Genomic DNA, 23537 nt, shown 5'->3' with positions numbered 1-23537 from the left:
CAGTTAGAGACTGAAGTCGTTATCTATTTTTTGGATTTTTTTCGATTTGGTTTTCTTCGTTGAGGTCGCTCATTAAATAAGTGCGACCGATTTCAAAGATTTTGTTTTTGGATTTAATGTCGAACAAGCTTGCTTGGATGATGATACCTGGATTGCTTTCGTCAGGTAGATCCATGATTTCCATTTCTAGAAATGCTGTTCCTTCTTGAATTCTCTGAACTTGTGGACGACGTTTTCCTAAAATAGCGCGTGCGAGGTCAGAGCCCATTTTATATTCGACCGTCGCAATTGAGTTCCACTGTTTGGGTAATTGATGTTCGCGATCCAGTTGATTAAAGTCTTCGTTGATCATCTCAATCAATTGTTCTGCTGGAGTCTGTTTCTTGGATTGATTGGAGCAAAAGTCCATCGTGGATGGATTCATGCCGAGCGTGAGGTAAGCAACAGTGCCTGCGATTGCCATAAATACCAGTCCGAAAATTTTGTACATCATGTGCTGAACCTCTATATGAATCATATCGGTATATTAAGTTATTTACTTATAAGTTCTTTTTAGAATGGACCATTTTTGCGCCTATCTTTTGGGAAGCAAGATTTGATAAACCTTTGGAATTTCAAAGGAAAAAGAGCCCAGAAGGGGCCTCTGGCTAAAATATATACAGCATTGAGAGATCCTGACCGTCTGGCAATAATTAAAAAAATGACGAAATATCAATAACTTAGAAATTTCGTAAAAACTGGCACTGAGCTTGGAAGTAAAGTTTTGAGAGAGGTGTCTATGACTACACTCACAAGACTAACTGTTATGTCGTTTGCGATCGGATTTTACGTGGGTTGTTCGCCTGTGAACTTCGGTTTAGACACAAGCAAATGTAACGACATGGACACAACGTGTGTTGTGGAAAACGGCAAATTCAAAATTACTGAGACTATTACTGCAGGTAGCGGGAAGGTCGACATTTTGATTGTGAATGACAACTCTGCCTCAATGTCTTTTGAACAAAGAAGATTGGCTCCACGTTTTCAAAACTTCATCAATAATTTAGATGCGAAGAAAATCGACTATCGTATTGCGATGACTACGACAGATATCACATCTCAAGGTGGAAAATTGATTCCATTTGGAAGCAATCCTTATTTAACTCCGAAAGTTGCGGATCGTTTGGCTTTATTCCAAACGACTATTCAACGTCCTGAAACTCGTCAGTGTGAAAACTTTATTGCGAACTGGATTGCTTCAAAAGGAATCGGTTCTATTAATACGACGGCTTATCAACAACAATATGCTGCAAACTGCCCGAGTGGTGATGAACGTGGTGTTTATGCCGCTAATACAGTGATTAAAACAAATCCTTCAAGCTTCCTTCGTCCAGAAGCGCATTTTGCAATTATCTTTCTTTCAGACGAAGATGAGCGCAGTGGTTTGTACTCAAGTGGCGGAAGTGCTCTTGAATCAATGGATCAACCAGCAACTTTGTTGAGTAACGTGAAATCTATTCTTGGTAATGAGAAATATAATTCACTGAGCGTGCATGCGATTGTTGTGCGCGATTCAACTTGCTTGGCTCAACAGAACAATCAAGTTTTGGGTGATACGCCTGTTGAAGCAACTCGTGGGTTGGTTCAAGGAAGTATTGGAACAGTTTACTTGGCATTTACAAAGACATCGCCAGCATGGGGTGTTTCAGCTGATATTTGCTCTGAAAACTACACAGGTCAGTTGGGTGAAATTCAAGCGAGAATTGAAAATCGTTTGAAAGACGTGATTTTAAGATGTGATGGAGCAGAAGGTCTGACAGTTTCTGGAAGCTCGGTTGCATATCATCTTGAAGGTAAGACTTTGAAGTTTGATCAATACTTGGCTCCAGGCACTTCGATCACGCTGAACTATACTTGTACGAATCTTTAATTTTAGCGATTAAAACTTAAAACCATCGACCCCGGCTTTGCGAGAAGTCGGGGTTTTTTTGATTCATTGATTGATTGATTGATTGATTGATTGATTGATTGATTGATTGGGTGGTCTCGAAGTGAGACGTTTTTATTGTGAGTGGGGAAATGTTGGGGAAAATGGAGAACTTTTGGGCGGGGTTTAAAATGAGAAAATTTTCTGGAGACACAAACTTTTTTAATCGCTTTGTTTTCTCAAAGTGTGACTTAAGTACGGGGGCTGAGTTCCGATAATGACAGCATGGGAATGTTAGATCGTTACAAGAAAAAAGGTGGCTTTTATCAACTTCTTCAACTTTTGGAGACATCACCGATTGCTAAGCGCGATCAGTTTTTGGCTCTGATTGCAGGCGAGAGTCCTGCGTGGGAAGAAGCGCTTCGTTGTCGTATATTGACGATCAACCGTATTTACGGTTGGGATCCGCAGTATTTGGCAGAGATTTTCTCTCGTGTTCCGACGCAAACTTCTGGCTATGCATTGCATGGAAGTCCGCAAGAGCATATCGATAAAGTATTGAGTGGTTTGCCTTCAATCAGTAAGCGCAAAATCACAGATGTGATTGCAGAAGTAAATCCAACTCCGGCTGAGAAAAGTACGTGCGTCGCGCGTATTCTGACCGAGGTGCGTGGATATATTAACCAAGGAATTCTGCGTCTGGAAAAAGTAGATCCAGATTTGACTTTCCCTGAAAATATCGAAGAGTTGTTGGCGCACTCTTATGTCAACATTCCTTCTTTTGATTCTGCAGATCCTGCGAAGAAAGATGCGAGGCCATCCGTTGTTGGTGAAGCGGAAGAACCAAGTGCAGCCGCTTCATCAGGATTGAAGGATGAAAATGATTTCTTGAAGAGAAAACTTAATCAGCTTTCTTCGGAATTAAACGCGGTTAAGCACGAGAATACCGTTCTAAAAGATAAGTTGTCCCAAATTAAAAAGATCGCTTAATAAAATTTCAGTTCTAATTTTTAAAGCCCAGGAGACTTTGTCTTCTGGGCTTTTTTATTTTGTGCTTGGAAGGATTAGAAATTTTGAGAACCAAGCAAGAGCGATAGGGATAGGGATAGGGGAGAAGAGAAGAGAAGAGAAGAGAAGAGAAGAGAAGAGAAGAGAAGAGTTCCCTTCCAGAGGAAGGAAGGAAGGAAGGAAGGAAGGAAGGAAGGAAGGAAGGAAGGAAGGAAGGAAGGAAGGAAGGAAGGAAGGAAGGAAGGAAGGAAGGAAGGAAGTTGGAATGTGAGACTGGACTTTTTGTTTTCGCAGGGGGGCGTTTGTCTGGTTTGGAGTGCAAAGATTCTAGTTTGGTAAATCCTTAATCATTTCAGTCCTCTCTGTCCGCTGGACCAGGAAAGAAACAGAATTTGTCGAGACTTTAGACGATGTGAGTTTTTTCTAAAACCTACTTTGGTCGCTCCGATAACGGGAGTGAAGTACGTGAGGTTTAGAATGGCATCGCAAGTTTTGGGTACATTTGTAGTTGTGAGTTGTGCGTTTTCAGTAGCATTTGCTCAAACCGAAGTGGAACAAGATAAAGATCTCATTAAAGAAGTAGCTGTCGCGGCTGAAGCTACGCAGGAAGTGTCGACGCAAAATGTGCTCGATGTTATTCCTGATGCGACAGGTTCACATGCGGTCAGGCCTGAATGTGATCCGCATCGCTTGGAAGACGCTGTCTTTAAGAAAAAGCTCTCGACGCCCGAATATTTTAAAGTCGTTAAACAATACTTTGCAAAGTGTCAGTATGAATTGGCAGAGCAAAAGGGCATGGGTGCTTTGATTCGCAGCGCTCGTTACACTTATCCGTTCTTTCAACATCCGCAGATTCGAAAGTTTCCAGTGAAACTTGATGATGGAACAGTTGTTCCAGGCATTCTCGCTTTAAAGCAAGACCCACGTCCTCGCCCTTTGGTGATCGTACGTTGTGGTGTGTTCTGCTCAGCTGTGCAAACTTCATCCAATAAGAATTATATGATGCACCTTTTTGACCAGAGTCCATTTAACGTTCTATTTATCGCCAACCAAACAGGTATGGACTATTTGGCAGCAAATGGGCAAGTGAGCATGGGTGGATGGTCTGAAGGCTATGAGACATTGCTTGTCGGCAAATGGATGCGTGAAAAATGGGAACATCGTGACCGCATCTCAAGCATTCACATGATGGGTATTAGCTTAGGTGGAAATGCCGCTGTCTTTGGTGCCTCTTACAACGACCGCTTTCCACTCGCAGATGGCAGCAAGGTTTTTAATTCTGTGACTGCTATTTGCCCGGTGATCAGTTTGAAACCGACACTGGATAAACTTTATAATTCTCAATTAGTCGGTCGTGTCTTTGCGAAAGAAACCAAAGATCATTTCGCAGGGGCTCGTCAGTATCTTCGTGATGTGCCAGATCTTTTGGCGCCAGAACTTATTCCGACATCGCGTGCAGACATGCCTGAGTTTATTGGCACATTGCCTTCGACATCGTTACAACGCCGGGGCATCGCAAGTACGACGGAATCCTTTTTTAAGAGCAATAACTTTTGGAATTTGAAAGACCCGGTGAAAACACCGCTATTGGTGTGGGCATCGAAAGATGACTCTGTTGTGAACAACGATATCAATGCGAGAGTTTTAGAAAACGACGATACTTATAAGAAAGTGCCAACAACGGCGGTCTTAAATCTGACTTATGGCGATCACTGTGGCTTCTCTGCCGCTTATGGTTTCCAAGCCGCGGCCGCTGTCTTAAGAACTTACGTCTTGAATCACAGCCCCGAGTTTGTCGATAGCTATGTCGCTAACGAAATGCCTTGGAAGTTTGGCTCGCCAAAATTGGGAGCGAGCTATCAGCATGCTGGACAAAGTTTTGAATTTTCATCTGGATCTTCACAAATTAGAGTAAAATTTAAACTGTTCGATACTCGAGGTGGTCGTGACTGTGATGCTGGCAACATTGAATCTTCTCCTATGTACTGTTTTGTAACTAAGGACTATACAGTCTCTGTCGATTCGTTAAAATCGATTGGGGCACGCATTCCGCGCAACTCGGTTGAGGCACAAGCTCTAACTCGTGAATTCAATACCAAAGTGGAATTCAAGAGCAAAGGTAAAGCTCTGAATGGAACGCGTGGCTCTGACATCACACTGGTATGGAGATCTTTATTTGAGTAAGAAAAGAATTCTCGTCACGGGCTTTGAACCTTTTGGGGGAGAAAGCATCAATCCAAGCCAACTCCTGCTGGAAAAACTTCAGCGGGAGTCTTTGTTTTTAGATGACGTCCAATTTGAGCTTCTCCCAGTTTCTTTCGAAAAAGCAGCGGTCACTTGCCTTCAACTCCTGCGTGAGCATGCTTATGATCATGTGATTCAGTTGGGACAAGCAGGCGGTCGTAAGACAATTTGTTTAGAGCGTGTGGCTTTGAATTGGGTTGAAAGCAAGCTCCAAGATGAAGAGGGTTTCAGCCCAGATGGAGGAACCATCTCGGAAAAGGCGCCTGCAGCTTACCTTAACAATTTGGACCTAAATAAATTACGAGATGAGCTTAAAAATAGAAATCATCAGGTCACTGTTTCTCTTAGTGCAGGCTCATTTGTTTGTAATTATCTTTATTTTAAATCCCAAGAGTTTGTTCAAAACCAAAAGCTTGCAACTTCGGTGTTGTTTATTCATGTTCCCTATTTGCCGGAGCAGGCAAATAGTAAAGCCGAAGCGACACCTTCAATGGAATTTGAAGCCATGTATGCAGGTATTCGCGATCTCATTGTTCTGCTAAAAAAAATCCCGAAGAGATGAGCTTCGGGATTTAAAATTATTTATAAAGCAAGTAGGCTTTTCGCTCTTTGGCCCATGACTTTTCATCTAAGGCCAATTTCTTATCAAGATCTTTTGGAGTGGCTTTGGAATTTTCAATCCAATCTTTTAATTCCGGCCCCCCGTTGATCACATCGAAAGCCAACTTGTTGTGAACATACTCATAGGCGAAATCACGATAGATGGGATAGTCGGGATAAAGATCGCGGATCACTTTAAGCATTAAAGCAGTAATTCGGAATGGTTTAAACTGTTCGTGCTTGTAAGCATCGCAGTCGGTGTGAAATTGGAAGCCGTGGCAGAGCTTACCTTGGTGTTTGTGGAAAGTAGGCTCGAAATAACACTCACGTAAGATGACACCTTTTAACCATTGTGGCGCTTTCTTTTTCATTCCGGCTAAAACTTTTGTGAAATCAATATCAGAAGCGCCAATCACTTCGAGAGCACGAGTTGTGCCTCGACCTTCCGAAAGAGTTGTTCCTTCAATGAGCACAGTTCCTGAATACGCGCGTGCCATATTGAGTGAAGCCGCATTTGGAGAAGGATTGACCCAAGGGCGCTTTATATCCCAACCAAAACCAGGAGCTTTATTAGGACTGTAACCTTTCATTTTTACGACATCGACTTGAACATCGAGATTGTAGAAAGATTTAAAGTACAGAGCGAGTTCTCCCACGGTCAGTCCGTGGCGCATTGGAATTGGAGCGGCCCCGACGAAAGATTCCCAGCCCGGTCTCATGCGAAAACCTTCAATCACGCGGCCCGCTGGATTAGGGCGATCGAGAATCACAATCTTCTTTTGGGTTTTTGCACATTCTTCCATCATATAGAGTAATGTGGTGATGAAGGTATAAATACGACAGCCCAGATCTTGAAGGTCGAAAAGAACGACATCAAAGTGGCTCATCATTTCAGCGGTAGGACGACGAACTTCTCCGTACAAACTGAAAATGGGAATTTTCAAAACCGGGTCCACAAAGTCAGGACTTTCAATCATATTGTCTTGTTTGTCACCACGGACTCCATGTTGAGGTCCAAAAGCACACGAGAGTTTTACTTTTTTAGCTAGGAGATCCAGACTGTGGCGCAATTCAGAATCGACGCTCGCTGGGTGACAGACCAGTCCAACGCGTTTTCCTTGAAGAGATTTAAGTCTTTTTTTGTCTTGCAGTAAAACTTCGATTCCGAGCTTCATAAGATGTCCTTCATGGTGATCATTTAAGTCTATCGTGAAAACTTTTGATGTGAAGCAGTTTTTTGCCGCTAGACAAAGCAACAAAGGCCACCGATAGGGTCGGGTCTAGTCAGAAATTATGGAGATAGGGTTTTTCAACAATTTTGCTAAAGCCGTTTTGTTAATTAGTTTGGCAATCAGTAGCCTTTGACTATGCAAAAACTAATCTTAATCATTTTGTTTGTTTCGCAAATTTCAATTGCTCAAGACAAAGCGCCGGCAGTGTGGCCAAGAGAGTTTGATCTGGGATCTCAAAAAAAGATCACCATTTATCAGCCTCAGGTGGACTCCCTCAAAGGGGATGCCTTGACTGTGCAGTCGGCCTTTAAGCTCAACGAAGACAAAAAAGATGTCTATGGCAGTTTTTCGTTAAAATCGAAAGCTTTGATATCGAAAGATCAAGGTGTGGTCACGATTCGGGATATTGTTGTGACCGATGTGCAACTGCCGCAGGGTAAAACCAGCCCACAAACTTTGAAAGAAGACATTCAAGTGCTTCTTAAAGGCAAAGAATTGCAGGTACCGTATCAGACTTTAGTAAACAATTTGAATATTCAGATCGGGGAGGAAGCGCGCCCGCAATTGAAAAATGAACCACCTCATTTTATCTACACCAAGCGTCCTAGCATTCTCATCATGATTTCGGGTGATCCCGTTTGGGGAGAGTCCAAAGGAGCTAAGGAAGTAAAACGAGTTATGAACACAAGCGCCTTGATCTTGAATGAGAAAGATAAGGACTACTATTTGTGGGCCTTAGGGCAGTGGTTTACCGCTAAACAGTTAATGGGTCCTTACAAGCTTGATAAGGAACCTTCATCGAAGCTTGTGATGATTAAGGATGAGCTGGTTAAAGAAAAAAAGATTGATCCAATTGCCGGAAAGACCGCGGAAGGAAAATCCGTTTATCCACCGGGTGAGGTACCCGACATTATTCTTTCAACGAAACCAGCCGAGCTTCTGCAAAGTTCGGGTGAGCCGAAGTTTCAAGCAGTTCAGGGTACGGGTCTGCTTTACATGTCCAACTCGCCGAATTCTATTTTTATGGACTCAAAGTCCCAGGATTATTTCGTACTCGTGACCGGCCGCTGGTTTTCGTCTCAGAGCTTGGCGGGGCCATGGCGTTTTGTCGAAGGAACAAAGTTACCTGCTGACTTTAAAAAGATTCCCGTGACGAGTCCGGTGGCTGAAGTTCTGGTTTCGGTTCCGGGTACTCCTCAAGCTAAAGAGGGGCAAATTGTTAGTAGCATTCCGCAGATGGCGCAAGTCAAAAAAGATTTAAAGCCAAAGCCTATTGAATGTGACGGAAAACAAAAATGGGAAAGTATCACGGGAACGGATCTTAAGTATGCTCCCAATTGCAACACACCTATTATTCAAGTTACGGACAAACAGTTTTATGCAGTTCAAGACGGGGTTTGGTTTGTTTCCTCTGCGGGTCTGGGACCTTGGAATGTCGCAACCGTCGTGCCTGAGCAAATCTATAAAATTCCATCATCATCACCTTTATACTACGTCACTTACGTTCATATCTATGGCGCGAGTGGAGACTACGTCACTGTTGGATACACTCCTGGATATCACGGAACCTATGTCTCTGCAGATGGCACTATCGTGTATGGGACTGGCTATTTCTATCCATCTTACGTGACGGACGCTTATTGGTATCCGGCTCCATCGACTTATGGATACGGGGCTGGATATGGCTGGGATTACGGCGCTGGATTTTATATGGGATTTGCATGGGGATCTTGGATGTATCCGTGGGGTGGAGGCTACTGCTGTTACGGAGGTATCTATGTCGATATCGATGTCAGAAATACTTATACCAATTGGGGCAGACATACAGTCATCACCGGTTCGGGTGGGCGTGGAGTAACAGTTAATAAAATCGGAGATCAAAAGTTTTATCGTGCTCACGGTAGCGGAGAAATTTATACAGCTCACGATGGACAAGTTTATCGCCGTACCGGAAAGGGTGAGTGGCAGCGTAATGTGGGACCAGGAACCTGGGATCCTGTGCAAAAGCCTGATACGCCACAGCTCGAACAAATGCATCAATCACGTGAAATGGGAAATCGCCAATACGACGCTCAACGAAGCAGACCTCAAGCTGATATCAATCGCAATCTCCATGGTGGTGGAGGAATGAGAGCTGGGGGATTCCGTGGCGGCGGTGGCGGATTTAGAAGATAAAAATTAAAGGAGACTGCATGATAAAAAAATTATTCATTGCGATGGCACTTTTAGGGGGACTTCAAGCGCAGGCTGCACAAGATGCCGGTTTGGAGTTAGGTGTTCGCCAACAAGCAGCTGATGTCGGTGGCCTTAATATCTCAGCGAACTCTCAAACCGGATGGCAAGTCGGGGGCTTTTATCATTTGCCTCTTGAGGGCGGCGTGGCTCATTGGAGAACGGGTCTATTGTACACGAGACGTCCTGTACAATCCGAGAATGACATAACGGGAGAGACAATTGATTTTACGTTTGATTATCTAGATATTCCTTTTGATTTGCTCTTTAAGCCGAAAGAAAACGTGGGCGTCTATTTAGGATTTCATGTTGCCATCAGTGTCGCATCGGATTGCTCAGGCAATTCAAACTGCAAAGTTTCAGATGTGAACACTCCGCTGTTCCCGTTTGTTTTCGGTGTGATGTATAAGTTCACACCAAAGTTTGGATTTAATTTTTATGTTGATGGCGCAAACACATCAGTTGCTCGTGGTATCGGAAACTTCCGAGCCGCAGGTTTAAATCTGACATATTCGTTTGAATAAGGAAAAGCCCTGAATCCTCCTCATAAGAATTCAGGGCCTTTTTTATTTAGGTCGTTAAACGGGGAAGATTAACGATTTTGATCTAAAGCGATTTCCATGCGGTTGATGCCAAGGTTGACACCAAGACCTTTTGCAAATTGCAATGACACTTTCAAAGCCATTTCTGGAAGGTCTACACGAGTTGCTGTGATGATACCAACGCCACCCAAAACTGCGCCTTGAGCTTGAGCTACGTAGTAAGTGCCCAAGATTGATTCTGGATTTGAATCAAACAAAGCGATTTCCGCAGCTTGACCAGAAAGTTCCATGCGACCAAGTGCAACTTGAGCAGACAATGGAGCTGCTTTCATTGTTACTGTCACTGGGTACTGAACTTTTTGACCGCTCAAGCTGATGCAAGTCAAATCACCGTGACCGTTGTATTCATATTTACCTAAGATCACTTTGAAACCGTGAGCGACACCTTTGAATGACAAGTTACATCCCCATGCTGGAGCTGTATAAGCTTGAGCTTGTGCTGCACCCAATACCAACGCGATCGCTACAAATAGTTTTTTCATTTTCATTTCTCCTTATAAAGGTTGTTTTAGTTTGTTGTTTCTTACTTTTCTTTCGTTTCCGCTCATCGCGGTACGAGATAAGAAATATTCCAGAACTTTTTCGCTGTCTACCCCAAGTCGGGACATACTGTCCCGATATGAAAACTCGGGACAAAGTGTCCCGCGAGCTTGCATTTAAATAGATCCTGAGCTATTAATGCGCCATGGAAACAACTGTAAAAAATCTATTAATTGAGGAATTGGCGAAACGTCAGATGCGAAATTCCGCTTATTCCATCAGAGCTTTTGCTCGAGATTTGGGTGTCGGTGTGACGACTCTGTCGGATGTGCTGGCGGGACGACGCTCTCTTTCTAAAACAAATGTGCAAAAAGTGATGGAGAAGTTGTCTGTTTCTCCTCTTGAGAGAGAAGTGCTGTGGGCCCATTATAAAGCAACGGCCGCTCGTACAGAAATAGATGATCGAACAACTTTAGATGAAGACACGTTTCGTTTGATCGCTGATTGGCATTACCTCGCCATTATGAATTTAGCGAAATTGAAAACGAATTCCGCAAAACCTGAATGGATTGCAGAGCGCTTAAATATTCGGGTTGACGATGCTGAGGTGGCACTAGAGCGTTTATTCAGGTTGGAACTGATTAAGAAAACCCGTGGCAATCGCTTAGAGCGAACGGCAAAACCGCTGACCACGTCAAATGAGATTCCGTCGGCTGCAATTAGAAAGCATCATAGCCAAAACCTGCGCTTGGCAGAGGAATCTTTACATAGAGATCCCGTGCCGACACGAGAATTTGGTTCCGTAACCATGGCTATCAACCCGGAAAAATTGCCACAGGCGAAGGAAATCCTACTAAAAACTCGAAAAAAGATAGCCGGTTTGCTAGAAGAGGGGGATCTGTCTGAAGTCTACACGCTCTCTTTTCAGCTTTTTCCTCTTACTAAGCTTCAGACATCATCGGAGGACTAAATGATGAAGTTGAACTGCCTTATTATAAGTCTTGTGGCCACTTTCGTATTCGGAACTGCATTTGCGCGCGGGGGCGACCTTGTGAACAATGGTGGTGGTCTTGCTGAGAAGAATGTGATGTATGCTTTTGAGAAGCTCGATATCTACATTCAGATGTGCTTAAAGTCAGAGTCTTGCAAGCTGAACGATTCACAAAAAGCTTTGTTAGAAACTATTCTTCAAAATTTACCGGCTGAAAAAGCGGCAAAACAATTGTTCTTTGCTTCTGAAAAGAAAGTCCCAGGATCTTTCATTATCGATGGTTTGGTTCGTGTAGCTAAAACCGGCAGCACTGTGGGAAGTCCGATCTATATCAATTCAGACCTTCTTTATACTAAGAATGAAGCCAACGAATATGATCCGATGACAATTCCTGAAGCTGTTGCCGTGTTGATCCACGAACTGGGGCATCACTTTGGTAACTACTCACACGAAGAGTTAGATCTTATTGGAGTGCGTGCCTCTTTGATGTTGCAGCATAAATTTATCTCAACTCCGATGATGCCGTGGAACTCGGAAGTTTCTGCGACCGTATTTAACCCGAACCTGGTGTCTTCTTTTCCTGAAGTTTTGATCAACGTCGGAAATGACATTATCGACATCAGCAAAGAATATCGGGATGAAGTTCAATGCGTCGGTGTTACGATTCCAATTCCGATTCTCCCTGTTCCAGATTTGGAGCTGGCAAATAAAAAACCGGTGGCCTCGATTCTGCACAATGTCCATTGGGCAAAGCTGAAAGAGAAAAATGGTTTTTTTACGGTCACCATCACCGGCAGCGTGTCTAATAACTGCGTTTATAAATCAAACATCTGGATTCGTAATAATGATTCCAAAGTGAACATTACATTCCGCATTCGTAAATCTGAATCAAAGCAAGCTTGGGTTTTTGTTCCTGGTTCGCTTGTTGTTGAGCAGTTTAAAGACCCTTGGTGGAAAATCATTCGCTTGCCATTTAATCCGCTTCAGAATGTATGGTAGCACCCCACGCTCTTCCTAAATGACGGGGAGAGCGATATTAAGAAAAATATTGAACGAAGATTGAAGTCCTCTGCACAATAGAGCGAGATGCTTTTGCGGAGGACATGAGATGATCAATAAATTCTTTTTCTTAATAATGGTGGTTTTAAATTTTATGAATCTTGAATTTGCGCATTCAGCAGAGCTAAAGGTTGGGGACAAAGCTCCTCTTTTTAAATCTAAAACTCAAACCGGTGAAGACTTCGATTTGTCGGCCCGTAAAGGGAAATGGACAGTTCTTTATTTCTATCCAAAAGCGGGAACACCTGGTTGCACGAAACAAGCCTGTGCGTTCCGTGATTCTATCGATAAAATTCGCAATCAAGGTGCTGAGGTCTATGGGATTAGTGCTGATACTGTCGCAGATCAGGCGAAATTTCACAAAGAGCACAGTTTAAACTTCACATTGCTCGCGGATCCTGACGGAAAAGTGATTGAGCAATATGGCGCAAAAATGCCGATGATGAAAGTTTCTAAGCGTTGGACTTTTATCGTTGATCCTGACCTCAGAATCCGCTGGTTTGAGAAAGACGTGGATCCGGCGATGGACGCAGAACGCGTTGCCGGTGAAATTACGAAATTAAAGTCCACCAAGTAGCCTGAAGACGGAGTTCCTTCTTGTTCTTCCTGTCAAATGCCCTTAAGCTTTGAGCAGGTATGGATAAGAAGAAACTCATTGAAACTATTATTTCTCAGCTTGAAAAAGACCTTGTAGCAGCAAAGGAAACCGCAAAGATTTCCAGAGAAGCTGCTACAAACGAGGAAAGCAAACCGGAGAATGAGTATGACACCCGCGCGCTTGAGGCTTCTTATTTGGCGGGCGCGCAATCTAAACGTGTCGTTGAAATTGAAGAACTGATTTCAATTTATCGTTTTGTCCAACCAAAATCCTTTAAAGCCGATGATCCTATTTCTTCGACAGCGCTTGTTGAAGTCGAGTTAGAGGGCCGCCGTAGTTATCTTTTCATTATGTCAAAAGGTGGCGGCTTGAATTTTGAATTTGGTGGCATGTCGATTCAAATCGTCACGCCGAATTCGCCTTTAGGTGAAACTCTTTTAGGGCTTCATGCGGGCGATGTGGCCCTGGTCGAAATCGGCAATACCGAAAAAGAATACGAAATTTTATCCGTTAGTTAAGAAATCACCTTTAGATTTTTTAGTAAGAGGGACAGGGCGAAGAAGAGGAACATTCCGGCTCCTAAGCGACGCATCCAATGCATGGGAATGTATTTGAGAAGTTTGTCACCCCAGAAAACGGCGATTCCGTTCGTAAACATCATTCCCAGTGTTGAGCCAATCGTAACGTACAGGACGCTATCAAACTTCGCTGTCATAGCGACCGTGGCTAATTGAGTTTTATCGCCCATTTCGGCAAGGAAGAAAGTCACCATCGTCATGACGAAAAGACCACCGAGGGACTTAGATCCCAACTCTTCCTCTTTGTCGGGAATTAGAACCCAAATAGCAAATCCAACAAAGATCGCAATCAAGGCCCAGTTGATGGTTTCTTGAGAGAAGTACTGTGAAAGCCAGTATCCAGAAAGAGAGGCGAGATAGTGATTCAAAATCGTCGCGACAAAAATACCGCCAAAGATCACCCAAGGTCGTTTGAATTTATTCGCTAAAACTAATGCCAATAGCTGCGTTTTATCACCCATTTCGGTGATTGCGACGAGAAGAAAAGATTGAAGGATTGCACTCATGGAACCTCACTCCGTAAAAAATTGGCCGTGAGGTTTGCGGAAATAGCAGACGACACGGCATTTGTTAATAAAACACCAGTGTCAGTCTCGCTGATAGTTGACCTACTGTAAGACCGGGCTTTTGATGCCAGTTTGTCGATCTCACACCCAGAAAAAATCTGGTTAGCTACTCCCTAACGAGGCCCAAGTTAAGCGTTAGAATTTATTTGGTCAAGTGAGAATTTACTGAGAAACGAGAGCGCCTTGAACAGAGCTATAGACTTTGTAGTCGCCTTCGACTGTGCCTTGCTCGATCCCATTCATGTAGTTACCAACAGTACTTTGCACGTAATATCCACCAGTGGCTGTACCTGTTTGGCTGGAACCCGAGGTTAATCCTGAAGTTTTGGCAGCGACGAAAGGAGCGGTGATTTCGCTTATTGCCTCGATGCTCGCATCAAGCGAACAAGCAGCTAGAAAACTACTAGAAAGGCCTAACAATAAAAGTACCGATAGAGGCTTCTTCATACCTTACTTATCGGATTGCCAATGAAAGCATAGAGAGCGATTTTGAGAGTTTCCCAAAATGAGATAACTAAATGAGCTATGCTCAGGACCCTTAAGCGTTGTGAAGCTCAGATAAGAGTGTCTCTATCAAATCTGCTGCTTTCATCGGGCGCAGAGAATTGACTCCAGTTCCAGCCCACAGAGAGAGAAAATCAGGAGAGTTTTGTTCGGCACTCGCCTTGCGAAGATCACGCGTGAATACGTTTTGCGCGGGCCACGGAAGAATGGAATCAGAATGTTGCTGCATTTCTAGCATAAATCTGTTTTCAATTCCGCGAGCGAGGCGGCCCGAAAAAGCGCGAGTCAGTCGAGTTATTTTAGGACTGTTTTTCAAAAGAATATCTCGGTAGGGCTTGGACGTTCCCGCTTCTGTGCAGGCGAGAAAAGCCGTCCCTAATTGCGCAGCGGAAGCACCAGCTTTAATCGCATCCGCTATTCCGCGACCATTCATGATGCCGCCGGCAGTAATCAGCGGAAGCTTGATTTTAGCCGCGCACATTTTAGTCAATTCTAAGGCTGAGATGTTGGGATCATCCACATTTGTGTCAAAGATTCCACGATGTCCACCACCTTCAAATCCTTGCAGAACAATGGCATCGACTCCTGAATCTGCAATCATTTGCGCTTCTTCCAGAGTCGTCGCTGTTCCAATCGTATGCAGCTTTTGTTTCTTGCATTCCTGTATGTATTCTTTGGCAAGAAGTCCAAAGGTGAAACTCAATGTTGTCGGCTTGTTTTTTAATACGACTTCAAACTGCTGATCAAAATTTTCTGAATAGGGCGGTTGCGGATGGGGTTCGCCCAGGTGAAGTTCTTGGCGAAATTTTTCTGTTGCATGAACTGCATTTTGGATTTGCTCACGGGTGAGTATTGGATCCGGTGAGGGAATAAAGAGATTCACTCCAAAAGGTCGAGAAGAAAGCGCGCGAAGACGTTGGATGGTTGATTCAATTTCAGAGGGCTTCATGTAAGCGACACCCAAAAAGCCCAGGCCACCTGCTTCATTGACGGCAGCAACTAATTCCGGAGTTGTAGGTCCTCCGGCCATCGGAGCCAGAAACAGGGGAAGGCGTAGTTGAAATTGTTGTGTGAGTGATGTCGCAAACGAACTCATACAGAAAGTATTCTCTGATCTACTGAAAGTTGCAAGTAGAAGCGGTCCACCGTGAATCCGCATTTGCGAGAGTCACAGTGGAGCTTAATTAAGGTTTAGTATTTGCCTTTGTGTTGTTTGTCGTAACCTCGCGTGTCTCTATTGGTAAAACCGAGATCTTCGCGTTTGAAATTATGTGTGTTGGTGTTTGTAGACTGGCGAAGGTTTTGTCGATCACGGGTTGTTTGATAGCTTCGCTCTTTGTGAGCACGATCCGTATCTAAAATATGACCTTCAGGAGTTTGGGGATTTTTCTTGGCTTTCATAAAAACCTCCTCTTCCTATTTTCATGCAAACATCTATTTTTGTCCTTCGCATTTAGGGTTCAGCTGGGCTTTAGTGGGCTATCGCAGCGCTCGTTTCGTCTGAGCTGACTTCTACCTTTTCTGTCATTCGACGATTGCCAAATATCAGGATACCTAAGGCGAGAAGTGCAGAGCTAGCGAACACGGCGGCGATAGGAAAAATCTGCTGTGCTTTTAAAACTCCCACGGCCACCGAGGCCAGAGCGCCCGTTCCCATTTGCAGCGATCCCATTAAAGCCGAAGCTTTGCCAGCGTCTTTTGCAAATGGAGCAAGGGCGAGGGCCGCGCCGTTAGGATTTGCCAGTCCCACGCATGATAAGAATAAGAAAAGAGTCCCAATTGTTCCGCCAATACCGTACCAGTTGTTGAAAGCCCCAATAAAGAAGCTGAGCCCCGTGATAACTAAAATCATAAGCGAGCCGAGGAGGATTTGTTCATTGCTGAATTTTTTAAGCAGAACAAGATTGAGCTGGCTTGCACCAACGAAGCCCACCGCAAGTCCTGCGAAGATCCAACCGTACGTACGTTCGCTGACCTGGAATATCTCCATAAATATGATGGGTGAACCGGCAACATAAACGAACAAACCAGAGAAAGCCAAAGCGCCTGCGAATGTGTAAGTGTAGAACTGCGGATTTTTCAGAATTTCAAGATAGTCTTTAATGATGGGCCCTGGTCGCAGAGATTGTGAGGCATCGGGCTTGTGACTTTCTGGGAGATAAGTAAAAGACACGACAAGCATCAAAGCGCCAATAATTCCAAGCGAGATGAATACCGCTTGCCAGCCGAAGACAGAAGCTAAATACCCACCAGCTGTCGGCGCTACGAGTGGAGAGACACCTAGAATCAGCATGAGAAGTGAAAAGACCTTCGCGCTTTCTTTGGCAGTGAAAAGATCTCGAACCATGGCAACAGATGCGACGTTAGCAGCACAGCCCCCAATGGCTTGCAAAAAGCGAAAGGCGATCAAACCTTCGATGGAAGTTGACATCAAACAACCAATCGTCGCCAGTATGTAAAGCACAAGACCCACATAGAGTGGCTTTTTGCGCCCGAAGCGATCAAGCAGAGGACCGTAGAATAATTGTCCCACAGCGAGACCGACAAAGTAGCTTGATAAAGAGAGAGAAACTTCGGAAACACCTGTGCCGAAGGCGGTTGCCATTTTTTGAAATGCGGGAAGGTACATATCAATAGAAAATGGGCTGAGAGCTGTCAAAGCTCCTAAAATAAGGATCAACAAAGCATTTTTATTTTGGTTTGATTTCAAGAGAGCCTTCGAATCTGTCACGAGAGTGACTTAATGTAACTATAATAAGCACATAAAGAGTTTTATTGTCAAGTCATGTGCTAGCCTGAGTAAAAAGTCGTTTAGTTTTGACGCAAACGTGGCGATAAGCTTCTTATGTTTAAATCGGCGATCTCCTCATTTTGCGTCACGGCTTTAGTCGGGTTGTTCGGCTTCACCTTTGATTGTGAAGAACCGCAGCAAGCGACTTTGAGTTCAGAAGCACCTCTTAAGAAGGTGTTTGTCGTGGCCCATCGGGGAGATGAGCAGGTCTATCCAGAAAACTCCATGGACGCTTTTTTGGGGGGTTCAAAAGCCGGTGCAGATTTTGTCGAGATGGATGTACGCCGTACGCGCGACGGGTCCTTCGTCATTCATCATGATGAGAATACAGGTCGCAGCGTTCACTGTCCTCAAGGTGAAGTTGCAATTGCAACAACAACTTTTTCCTATCTCCGTAACGAATGTCGCTATTTAAATCTTCCCGTCGATCGCGGAATGGTGCTCACTCTCGCTGAAACTTTAAGTTTGATGCGTTGGACACGCACGGGCCTTGTTTTGGATGTGAAACCTGTTATCAAGGAACATGAAATTCTCGAGTTCGCGGAAGAACTGCTGCGTTTAGATCCTCAAGGTCATTGTGCGCGCGGGATTGATCTGGGAGGTACTTTCAATTGCTTCTCGAATTTGATTATCTACGTGAATGATCTAAATGCACACAACAAGCTTTGGAGAGTTGCTAAGGGTTTGCAGCCTGCAGATCCTCGCTTCCGCGTTTTAAGTGCGATGAAGTATTTAAAGATCACCTACGAGGCTAAGACGGCATTGGCCGCTCCAGAGGCGTGGCTCGATAATGATGGTTTAGCATTCAATTTAATGGCATCTTCCGTTGAGGATATTCAACGAATGAGAGCGCTTTATCCACATAAGATTTTTGCTGTGTGGACTTTGTCGCAGGCTTCGGAATTTGCTCTCGCCAAATCCTTGAACATGGATGGAATTATCACCAGCCTGCTTCATGACTATATTAAATACGAGAAGACTAAGTAACTTGAATATCTTGGAACGAATCTGATGCGTTGTCGTAAGCAGACAAGTGCCCATCTTCCAAATCAAAATATACGCCCAATAATTGGAGATTTCTGTCGCGGATTGCCGTTTCAATAAACGGGAATGAACGAAGATTTTTGAGAGAAATCACGATGGAAGCGCGTTCGCACTCTCGGCAAAGAGTATCAACATCCTGAGTTTTTGCCGTTGCAAGAACCGCTTTTTTTGCTTCATCAGCAATCGTCATCCATTGAGCAACGAATCCACCAGCCTTGATATTTTCAGGTTGGAAGAGAGATCTGATGCCGCCGCATTGGCGATGTCCCAGAACCACGATGTTTTCAACTTGTAGGTTCACGACTGCAAATTCAATAGCCGCACTGACCCCGTGGAAGCCAATAGAAGATTCAAACGGTGGAACCAGGTTTGCAACGTTACGAACAACGAAGATATCGCCGGGCGAAGTTGAAAAAAGAATAGCGGGATCGACGCGGGAGTCACTGCAGGCAATCATCAAAGTTTTCGGACTTTGACCGCTGCTTGCAAGGCGGGTGTAGACGGAGTTTTCTTCTGCAAAGAAGCGCTCGCGGAAGCGTCTAAAACCCACTACCATTCGCAAAAGTTCTTTGTTGATCATTGGTGTCCTCGTCTAAGAAATGGACCTCTTTTTTAAATCTTTCTGGGGCAGAGTCCAACAAAAATCTGAATCCTATAATGCGATTGGACGGGTCTTTTGGGCTTATTAGGAAAAATTTATCGGGTGCAGACGGGCTCGGGGGCTCACCTAAGTTACTGCAATAAAAGAACTTTTAAGTCGGAAAGGGCGAGGGTTGGCCACGGGGTGCAAGAGTTCAGAGAAGTTCAAGGTCCATTCTGCGACGGGCCGTTAAAACTTGCTGGTAACTCAAACAACTGGGAGCCTTTATGAAAAAGATGGTTTTATTTAGGCCCGCAAGTTTCATCTCATTTTTCAGATGCCAAGTTAAGGCTGCTCATAACGCCAAGGACGATGCGTACCTTTATTACGCGACAGAAGGTGAAGTAAACCCATCAAGCGTCAGAGATTCAGACAGAGTCGTGACGCTTTTTGCGCGAGGCCTGCCTGATCTATCTTAAGAATGAATAAACGGCGTTTGGATTGGAAAGGCCTTTGCATTTGCAATCAAAGAATGAAGAACTTTATCTGTCTCATTTTGGGACTTTCATTTTTTGCCTGTCATGCCCAAGCTCATTTAGCCAATGAGTTTATGGATCGCTATCAAATTTATCAATTAAGCGAGGATAGTGAGTTTTTTCGTGAGATCGAAGACTTGACTGAAGATCTCCTTATCAACACTCAATTTTCACAATTTTGCGAACTGATGTGGTCTCCAGCTATCACTTATATGATGACGGGGGTCAGCGCGAATCGTTCCGTTGAAATCTTTAATGCCTGTGCCAAATATCGAGGTGAAAATCGATTCCAGGGAACTGTACCGAAAATTTTTAAGCGCGAGTTTTACGTGGCCTATGACTCTGAAGGGAAAAGCCCGATTCAAAGCTGGACCACTTTCGATAATAAAACGGTGATTTTCGTTGATGAGAATTTTTCGCGTGAAAAACTCCGTCATGTTCTCGCTCATGAACTCGCAATTAGTGTCGATGGCAAAACCAATATGGTGTATTCGACATATCTCCTTTACCAAAACAAAGGATACGATGTGGGTCGAACTCGCATCATTGATATCGGAAATTTATCATCCGAAGAAAAACGAATTCAAAAGCGTTTCAACATTGCGACTCATCGTCAGATTAGTTTTGCTTTCGCGGCTCTACGTGCAACGATGGCAGAACGGTTGTTTATTGGAGGCGATCAGGATAAGCCTTTTGAGCTTCGCTATCATGAAAACTGCAAGCAAGCCTTCTTATCGATTTATGAATCCTTGCGCAGAAACCCAGAACTGACAGTTCAAAACGAAAATATGGGTTTTATGGACATGATGGCGTCCATGGTAGCAAAGAATGCTGAGGATATGGGAATGGACAACGCCATTGCCGAAGTCTTGGATGACAAACTGAAGTTCAAGGATGGAAATCAAACCGTTACCTTCTGTACTTATATGGCGCGCCCCTTGTTTTCTCCGAAATCTGTGTACAGTCTGTTCGCAGCAGGTCCTCGTCCAAAAGTGACGGGCGGTTGGAGTCCAGAAATGCGCGAGCGCCTTTCGCGTGATCCCCGCAATACTAAAAATATTTATGACAGTATTAAAAGAGATGTGAAAACCAACAAAGCAGTCAAACTTGACAAGTTGAGATCGCAGATATGACGTCACATCCTTTGGAAATCCTTTTTCAAACAGGTATGAAACGGTTGACCGAAGGTCAGCTGGAGTTGTTTCTTTTTGAACGAGAAAAGGAAGCCGTGTCGCACTCTGAAAAACGCGTGCTGGTGCATCTGCGTATCAAAGAGATGTTGCAAAAAGGTGAATACTACAGCGCCATTGAAGCCATTCAGCTTTGCTTTCATGAAAAAGGTGAGCACTTGGGCCTGTGGTGTGATCTAGCGGCTTGTTATTACCTGACTCAGCAGTACGGTTTATGGGCTTTAACTCTACAAAAAATTGAAAACCTCTTACGTGAATTTCAAAAGCAAATCAGCGATGTGAGTCTAACGAAGACTCGCATGATGTTAGCAAAGTTTTTTGAAGAAACAGGCGATCTGCAAAAATCTTTGAGCTATTGGATGGAATGCCTCGAAGGTTCAGATATCGAGTTGATTCTAAGAGCTCGCATCAACATCGTTCGACTTTTAGCCCTCTATCCATTGGGGCCAGAGCTTACGACATATTATCGAGATTTGAAACCTGCCTTACGAAGCAAGCTCGCGCCCACTTTAGAAATTGAAATCTTGCATGCATTATCGTTAGCCGAAGTCAGTTTGTTGGGGCCAGCAACTTGGTCGCAACTAAAAGAGCTTATTGACCGTTATGAGATAGGGAAAGAAGATCAAGCTCTTCTTTATTTTGATATTTGCGACCTCATCATGCGAACGGGAGAGGCTTTACCCGAGTCCTTGGTGCACGCCCTCGCCCAACTCACTCCGGTAGGACCTTACGAGGCTTGTTTAAAGAATCTTGCGCTAAAAACCAGAGTCGATCAGGTTCCGTGGCTTTCATTGGCGACAGAAATGCCGGTTGGAAATTTTCTTCGTCTCGCGAGTTTGGCACTTACTATGAATTTGGTTTCAAATGAGGAAGCTGTGGTTTTGAAAAGACAAATTGAGCTGACTCTTCTTGGGTTCACGCCTAAAGATCGTCAAGTATGGCAGGGTCTTTTGCCGTCAACGTCGTCACATTTACTCTCTGCAGTTTTAACTGAGGATATGAAACTGGTGATCAATGATCGTTTTCACTTGAATCTCACTAGTAAAAAGAAAATCTATGAACTTCTTAGCCATCTTTCATCCCAGAAATCAATGAGCTTGGAAGAGCTGACGGAAAAGATTTACGAAGCTGAATACAACGAATCTTACTTCCATCGCCTGCGTCGTTTGGCAAAACGATTTAATGATGAAGTTCTCGCGGTGGGTGCTCCAGCTCTTTTGGAAGTGAAGGATGGTCAGATCAACTTGTTAGCTGACCTTAAAAACCTCAGCCGCTCATAAACTGTTTCCCAACATTGTGACCGTCTCAGTTCTGGACTGGACTTGAGGAAAAGTTGACTACAGCCGTAGTTAAAGTAGACTACATTTGTAGTTACGGGGGTCTGATGAAGTCTTTGCCAAGCCTGGGTGAACAAGAAATTGAAATTCTTCGCTTTGTTTCAAGCCAAGGACAAGTCTCTGTACGAGAGGCTGCCGCGCACTTTGAACAAGAAAAGGGCTTGGCTCGAACAACAATCCTCACTGTTCTGGAACGACTTCGTAACAAGGGATTTTTGTCGCGTGAAAAGGTCGATGGAGTTTTTCGTTACTCCGAGAAAATCGATACCGGTCTTGTCATGAAAGGCAAGGTCGCTGAGTTTGTTGAGCGCACTCTGGGTGGTTCAGTTTCTCCATTACTCAATTATTTTGCTGGCGGGAAAAATTTGTCGGCGGACGAAATTGAAAAACTTCGCGATATAATCGCGGACTTTGACAAGTCTAACAGAGGGAAGGGCCGATGAGTTTTTCAAGCAGCCTGGATTTTTCCTGGAAGATGTTTGTTTTTGTGGCTTTGTCTTCAACCTTTGTATTTGGTGCATTCTTGCTTGCTCAGATTTTTTTGAAGCGAGTCTCTGGAAAGTACTTTCGAAATTGGGCGCAGGCCACGGTGGCAACTTTTTTAGTGTCGATTGTAGCAACTGCGCTATTGCTTTTGACAGTCGATCAAGAACTGCAGAGGAGATGTTTCGCTCTTTTTGCTGAGCACGCCGGAAGTTATGCGGTGACCCGTGTGGCGGCTGGGGCCTGGCTATTGGGTGTCGCTGCGTTTCTCCTTAAAGATGTCATTCAAGTCGCACTTTTTCAAAAGCAAGTTCGCGCGCAATCTTTGCGATCTGAGGGCGATATTCTTGTGATGAAGAGTGGATTTGCACCATCCACGTTCGGATTTATTAAACAGATTGTTTTAATTCCAGAGAACTTCATGAAAATGCCAGAGCAACTGAAATATGTACTGGCTCACGAACGCATGCACGTCGAAATGCGGGATGGGTTTTGGAATCTCCTCGCTCTTGTCGCACTCCGCTTGGCATGGTTTAATCCAATCGCCTATCTATTTTCCCGTTCTCGTGTTTTGGCGGTTGAAATGGCAACGGATGAAGCAGTCGTAAAGCTTCATGGCTTTGATATCCGAGGTTACTGTGAGTCTTTAGTAAATGCGCATCGTGAAAGCATCATCAAGGGGCCAACCTTAGTAACTTTAGGCGCATCTGCCGAATACCGACAGATGCATGCGCGTATTCAAAACCTGTACAACCAACATTCATCCAGCAAGCTACAGCTAGTAGGTTCGGTCATCGCGTTGCTATTGATGTGGGGATTCGGCATGGGGCAGGCATTTGCTTCCATTCAAACCGAGGTTTTAGCAAATGAAGAAATGATGTGCTATCAAGTGCAACATGAAAAAATAATTGAGAGTTTGTTCAAGGCGCCTCCTGAAACAAGCAATAAGTGTGAGTAATTAACAATTTTGAAAAGG

The 23537-nt window shown here is 44.2% G+C and carries 25 protein-coding genes; 16 read left to right on the top strand and 9 right to left on the bottom strand.

All coding sequences use genetic code 11. The features are described 5' to 3' along the window. Window positions 1–19: 19 nt before the first annotated feature. The gene (locus tag ACLWOR_RS17815) at window positions 20–517 is read right to left on the bottom strand and encodes a hypothetical protein (RefSeq protein ID WP_413942169.1); all 498 of its coding nucleotides are present in this window, start codon (window positions 515–517) and stop codon (window positions 20–22) included. A 261-nt stretch (window positions 518–778) separates the two neighbouring features. Here ACLWOR_RS17815 and ACLWOR_RS17810 point away from each other — a divergent pair, with 261 nt between their 5' ends. The 5 genes from ACLWOR_RS17810 to ACLWOR_RS17790 all read left to right on the top strand — a co-directional run bounded on the left by ACLWOR_RS17810 (window position 779) and on the right by ACLWOR_RS17790 (window position 5720). After that, entirely contained in the window at window positions 779–1909 is a 1131-nt protein-coding gene (locus tag ACLWOR_RS17810) for a hypothetical protein (protein WP_413942168.1), read from the top strand. A gap of 282 nt (window positions 1910–2191) precedes the next feature. Further along, complete coding sequence (locus ACLWOR_RS17805; RefSeq protein ID WP_413942167.1) at window positions 2192–2896, top strand: FliG C-terminal domain-containing protein; 705 nt, start codon at window positions 2192–2194, stop codon at window positions 2894–2896. A 37-nt stretch (window positions 2897–2933) separates the two neighbouring features. Further along, window positions 2934–3185, top strand: a complete 252-nt coding sequence (locus ACLWOR_RS17800) for a hypothetical protein (RefSeq protein WP_413942166.1) — start codon at window positions 2934–2936, stop codon at window positions 3183–3185. A 206-nt stretch (window positions 3186–3391) separates the two neighbouring features. Next, on the top strand, window positions 3392–5098 hold the full coding sequence (locus ACLWOR_RS17795) for a hypothetical protein (protein ID WP_413942165.1): 1707 nt from the start codon (window positions 3392–3394) through the stop codon (window positions 5096–5098). After that, window positions 5091–5720 carry a pyroglutamyl-peptidase I gene (locus tag ACLWOR_RS17790; RefSeq protein WP_413942164.1) on the top strand — a complete coding sequence of 210 codons (630 nt, stop codon included), beginning with the start codon at window positions 5091–5093 and terminating at the stop codon, window positions 5718–5720. The genes ACLWOR_RS17795 and ACLWOR_RS17790 overlap by 8 nt, the downstream gene beginning before the upstream one ends. A gap of 16 nt (window positions 5721–5736) precedes the next feature. On the opposite strand, the gene ACLWOR_RS17785 is transcribed toward ACLWOR_RS17790, so the two are convergent. After that, window positions 5737–6933: an exo-beta-N-acetylmuramidase NamZ domain-containing protein gene (locus ACLWOR_RS17785; RefSeq protein ID WP_413942163.1), complete on the bottom strand. Its 1197-nt coding sequence runs from the start codon at window positions 6931–6933 to the stop codon at window positions 5737–5739. A 192-nt stretch (window positions 6934–7125) separates the two neighbouring features. On the opposite strand from ACLWOR_RS17785, the gene ACLWOR_RS17780 reads away from it, so the two are divergent. Together ACLWOR_RS17780 and ACLWOR_RS17775 are read left to right on the top strand one after the other, a co-directional pair. Further along, the gene (locus tag ACLWOR_RS17780) at window positions 7126–9165 is read left to right on the top strand and encodes a hypothetical protein (protein ID WP_413942162.1); all 2040 of its coding nucleotides are present in this window, start codon (window positions 7126–7128) and stop codon (window positions 9163–9165) included. A gap of 17 nt (window positions 9166–9182) precedes the next feature. Further along, window positions 9183–9746 (top strand): outer membrane beta-barrel protein, encoded by a 564-nt coding sequence (locus ACLWOR_RS17775; RefSeq protein WP_413942161.1) that lies wholly within the window; start codon window positions 9183–9185, stop codon window positions 9744–9746. Between the two features lie 68 nt (window positions 9747–9814). On the opposite strand, the gene ACLWOR_RS17770 is transcribed toward ACLWOR_RS17775, so the two are convergent. After that, complete coding sequence (locus ACLWOR_RS17770) at window positions 9815–10306, bottom strand: hypothetical protein (protein WP_413942160.1); 492 nt, start codon at window positions 10304–10306, stop codon at window positions 9815–9817. 203 nt (window positions 10307–10509) lie between these two features. Between ACLWOR_RS17770 and ACLWOR_RS17765 the strand changes: the two genes are divergently transcribed. From ACLWOR_RS17765 to ACLWOR_RS17750, 4 genes are all read left to right on the top strand, one after another. Next, on the top strand, window positions 10510–11274 hold the full coding sequence (locus ACLWOR_RS17765; RefSeq protein WP_413942159.1) for a TIGR02147 family protein: 765 nt from the start codon (window positions 10510–10512) through the stop codon (window positions 11272–11274). After that, window positions 11275–12294, top strand: coding sequence for a hypothetical protein (locus tag ACLWOR_RS17760; protein WP_413942158.1), 1020 nt, complete (start codon window positions 11275–11277; stop codon window positions 12292–12294). It begins immediately after the preceding gene. A 109-nt stretch (window positions 12295–12403) separates the two neighbouring features. Further along, window positions 12404–12931 (top strand): peroxiredoxin, encoded by a 528-nt coding sequence (locus ACLWOR_RS17755; protein WP_413942157.1) that lies wholly within the window; start codon window positions 12404–12406, stop codon window positions 12929–12931. Between the two features lie 59 nt (window positions 12932–12990). Next, a complete protein-coding gene (locus ACLWOR_RS17750; RefSeq protein ID WP_413942156.1) occupies window positions 12991–13470 on the top strand; it encodes a GreA/GreB family elongation factor in 480 nt (159 codons plus the stop codon). On the opposite strand, the gene ACLWOR_RS17745 is transcribed toward ACLWOR_RS17750, so the two are convergent. The 5 genes from ACLWOR_RS17745 to ACLWOR_RS17725 form a co-directional block, all read right to left on the bottom strand. Next, window positions 13467–14036 (bottom strand): TMEM165/GDT1 family protein, encoded by a 570-nt coding sequence (locus ACLWOR_RS17745; RefSeq protein ID WP_413942155.1) that lies wholly within the window; start codon window positions 14034–14036, stop codon window positions 13467–13469. The genes ACLWOR_RS17750 and ACLWOR_RS17745 overlap by 4 nt on opposite strands. Window positions 14037–14258: 222 nt before the next feature. After that, entirely contained in the window at window positions 14259–14543 is a 285-nt protein-coding gene (locus tag ACLWOR_RS17740; RefSeq protein WP_413942154.1) for a hypothetical protein, read from the bottom strand. 91 nt (window positions 14544–14634) lie between these two features. Further along, a complete protein-coding gene (locus tag ACLWOR_RS17735; protein ID WP_413942153.1) occupies window positions 14635–15696 on the bottom strand; it encodes an NAD(P)H-dependent flavin oxidoreductase in 1062 nt (353 codons plus the stop codon). A 95-nt stretch (window positions 15697–15791) separates the two neighbouring features. Then, window positions 15792–16001 carry a hypothetical protein gene (locus ACLWOR_RS17730; protein WP_413942152.1) on the bottom strand — a complete coding sequence of 70 codons (210 nt, stop codon included), beginning with the start codon at window positions 15999–16001 and terminating at the stop codon, window positions 15792–15794. 70 nt (window positions 16002–16071) lie between these two features. Continuing rightward, complete coding sequence (locus ACLWOR_RS17725) at window positions 16072–17310, bottom strand: multidrug effflux MFS transporter (RefSeq protein WP_413942151.1); 1239 nt, start codon at window positions 17308–17310, stop codon at window positions 16072–16074. A 135-nt stretch (window positions 17311–17445) separates the two neighbouring features. Here ACLWOR_RS17725 and ACLWOR_RS17720 point away from each other — a divergent pair, with 135 nt between their 5' ends. Next, window positions 17446–18378 carry a glycerophosphodiester phosphodiesterase gene (locus ACLWOR_RS17720; RefSeq protein WP_413942150.1) on the top strand — a complete coding sequence of 311 codons (933 nt, stop codon included), beginning with the start codon at window positions 17446–17448 and terminating at the stop codon, window positions 18376–18378. Here the strand turns inward: ACLWOR_RS17720 and ACLWOR_RS17715 are convergent. Continuing rightward, window positions 18371–19015, bottom strand: a complete 645-nt coding sequence (locus ACLWOR_RS17715) for a carbonic anhydrase (protein ID WP_413942149.1) — start codon at window positions 19013–19015, stop codon at window positions 18371–18373. The two genes, ACLWOR_RS17720 and ACLWOR_RS17715, sit on opposite strands and share 8 nt — an antisense overlap. A 532-nt stretch (window positions 19016–19547) precedes the next feature. Here ACLWOR_RS17715 and ACLWOR_RS17710 point away from each other — a divergent pair. The 4 genes from ACLWOR_RS17710 to ACLWOR_RS17695 all read left to right on the top strand — a co-directional run bounded on the left by ACLWOR_RS17710 (window position 19548) and on the right by ACLWOR_RS17695 (window position 23519). Beyond that, window positions 19548–20684 carry a hypothetical protein gene (locus ACLWOR_RS17710; RefSeq protein WP_413942148.1) on the top strand — a complete coding sequence of 379 codons (1137 nt, stop codon included), beginning with the start codon at window positions 19548–19550 and terminating at the stop codon, window positions 20682–20684. A gap of 35 nt (window positions 20685–20719) precedes the next feature. Continuing rightward, on the top strand, window positions 20720–22021 hold the full coding sequence (locus tag ACLWOR_RS17705; protein ID WP_413942147.1) for a hypothetical protein: 1302 nt from the start codon (window positions 20720–20722) through the stop codon (window positions 22019–22021). Window positions 22022–22125: 104 nt separating this feature from the next. Further along, window positions 22126–22521: a BlaI/MecI/CopY family transcriptional regulator gene (locus tag ACLWOR_RS17700; RefSeq protein ID WP_413942146.1), complete on the top strand. Its 396-nt coding sequence runs from the start codon at window positions 22126–22128 to the stop codon at window positions 22519–22521. Then, complete coding sequence (locus ACLWOR_RS17695) at window positions 22518–23519, top strand: M56 family metallopeptidase (protein ID WP_413942145.1); 1002 nt, start codon at window positions 22518–22520, stop codon at window positions 23517–23519. The genes ACLWOR_RS17700 and ACLWOR_RS17695 overlap by 4 nt, the downstream gene beginning before the upstream one ends. Window positions 23520–23537 lie beyond the last annotated feature (18 nt).

The sequence above is a fragment of the Bdellovibrio sp. HCB2-146 genome, from assembly GCF_047345725.1.
Taxonomy (GTDB): domain Bacteria; phylum Bdellovibrionota; class Bdellovibrionia; order Bdellovibrionales; family Bdellovibrionaceae; genus Bdellovibrio.
The sequence above is the reverse complement of the archived record's forward strand: the minus strand, read 5'-3'. Positions and strand labels throughout refer to the sequence as shown.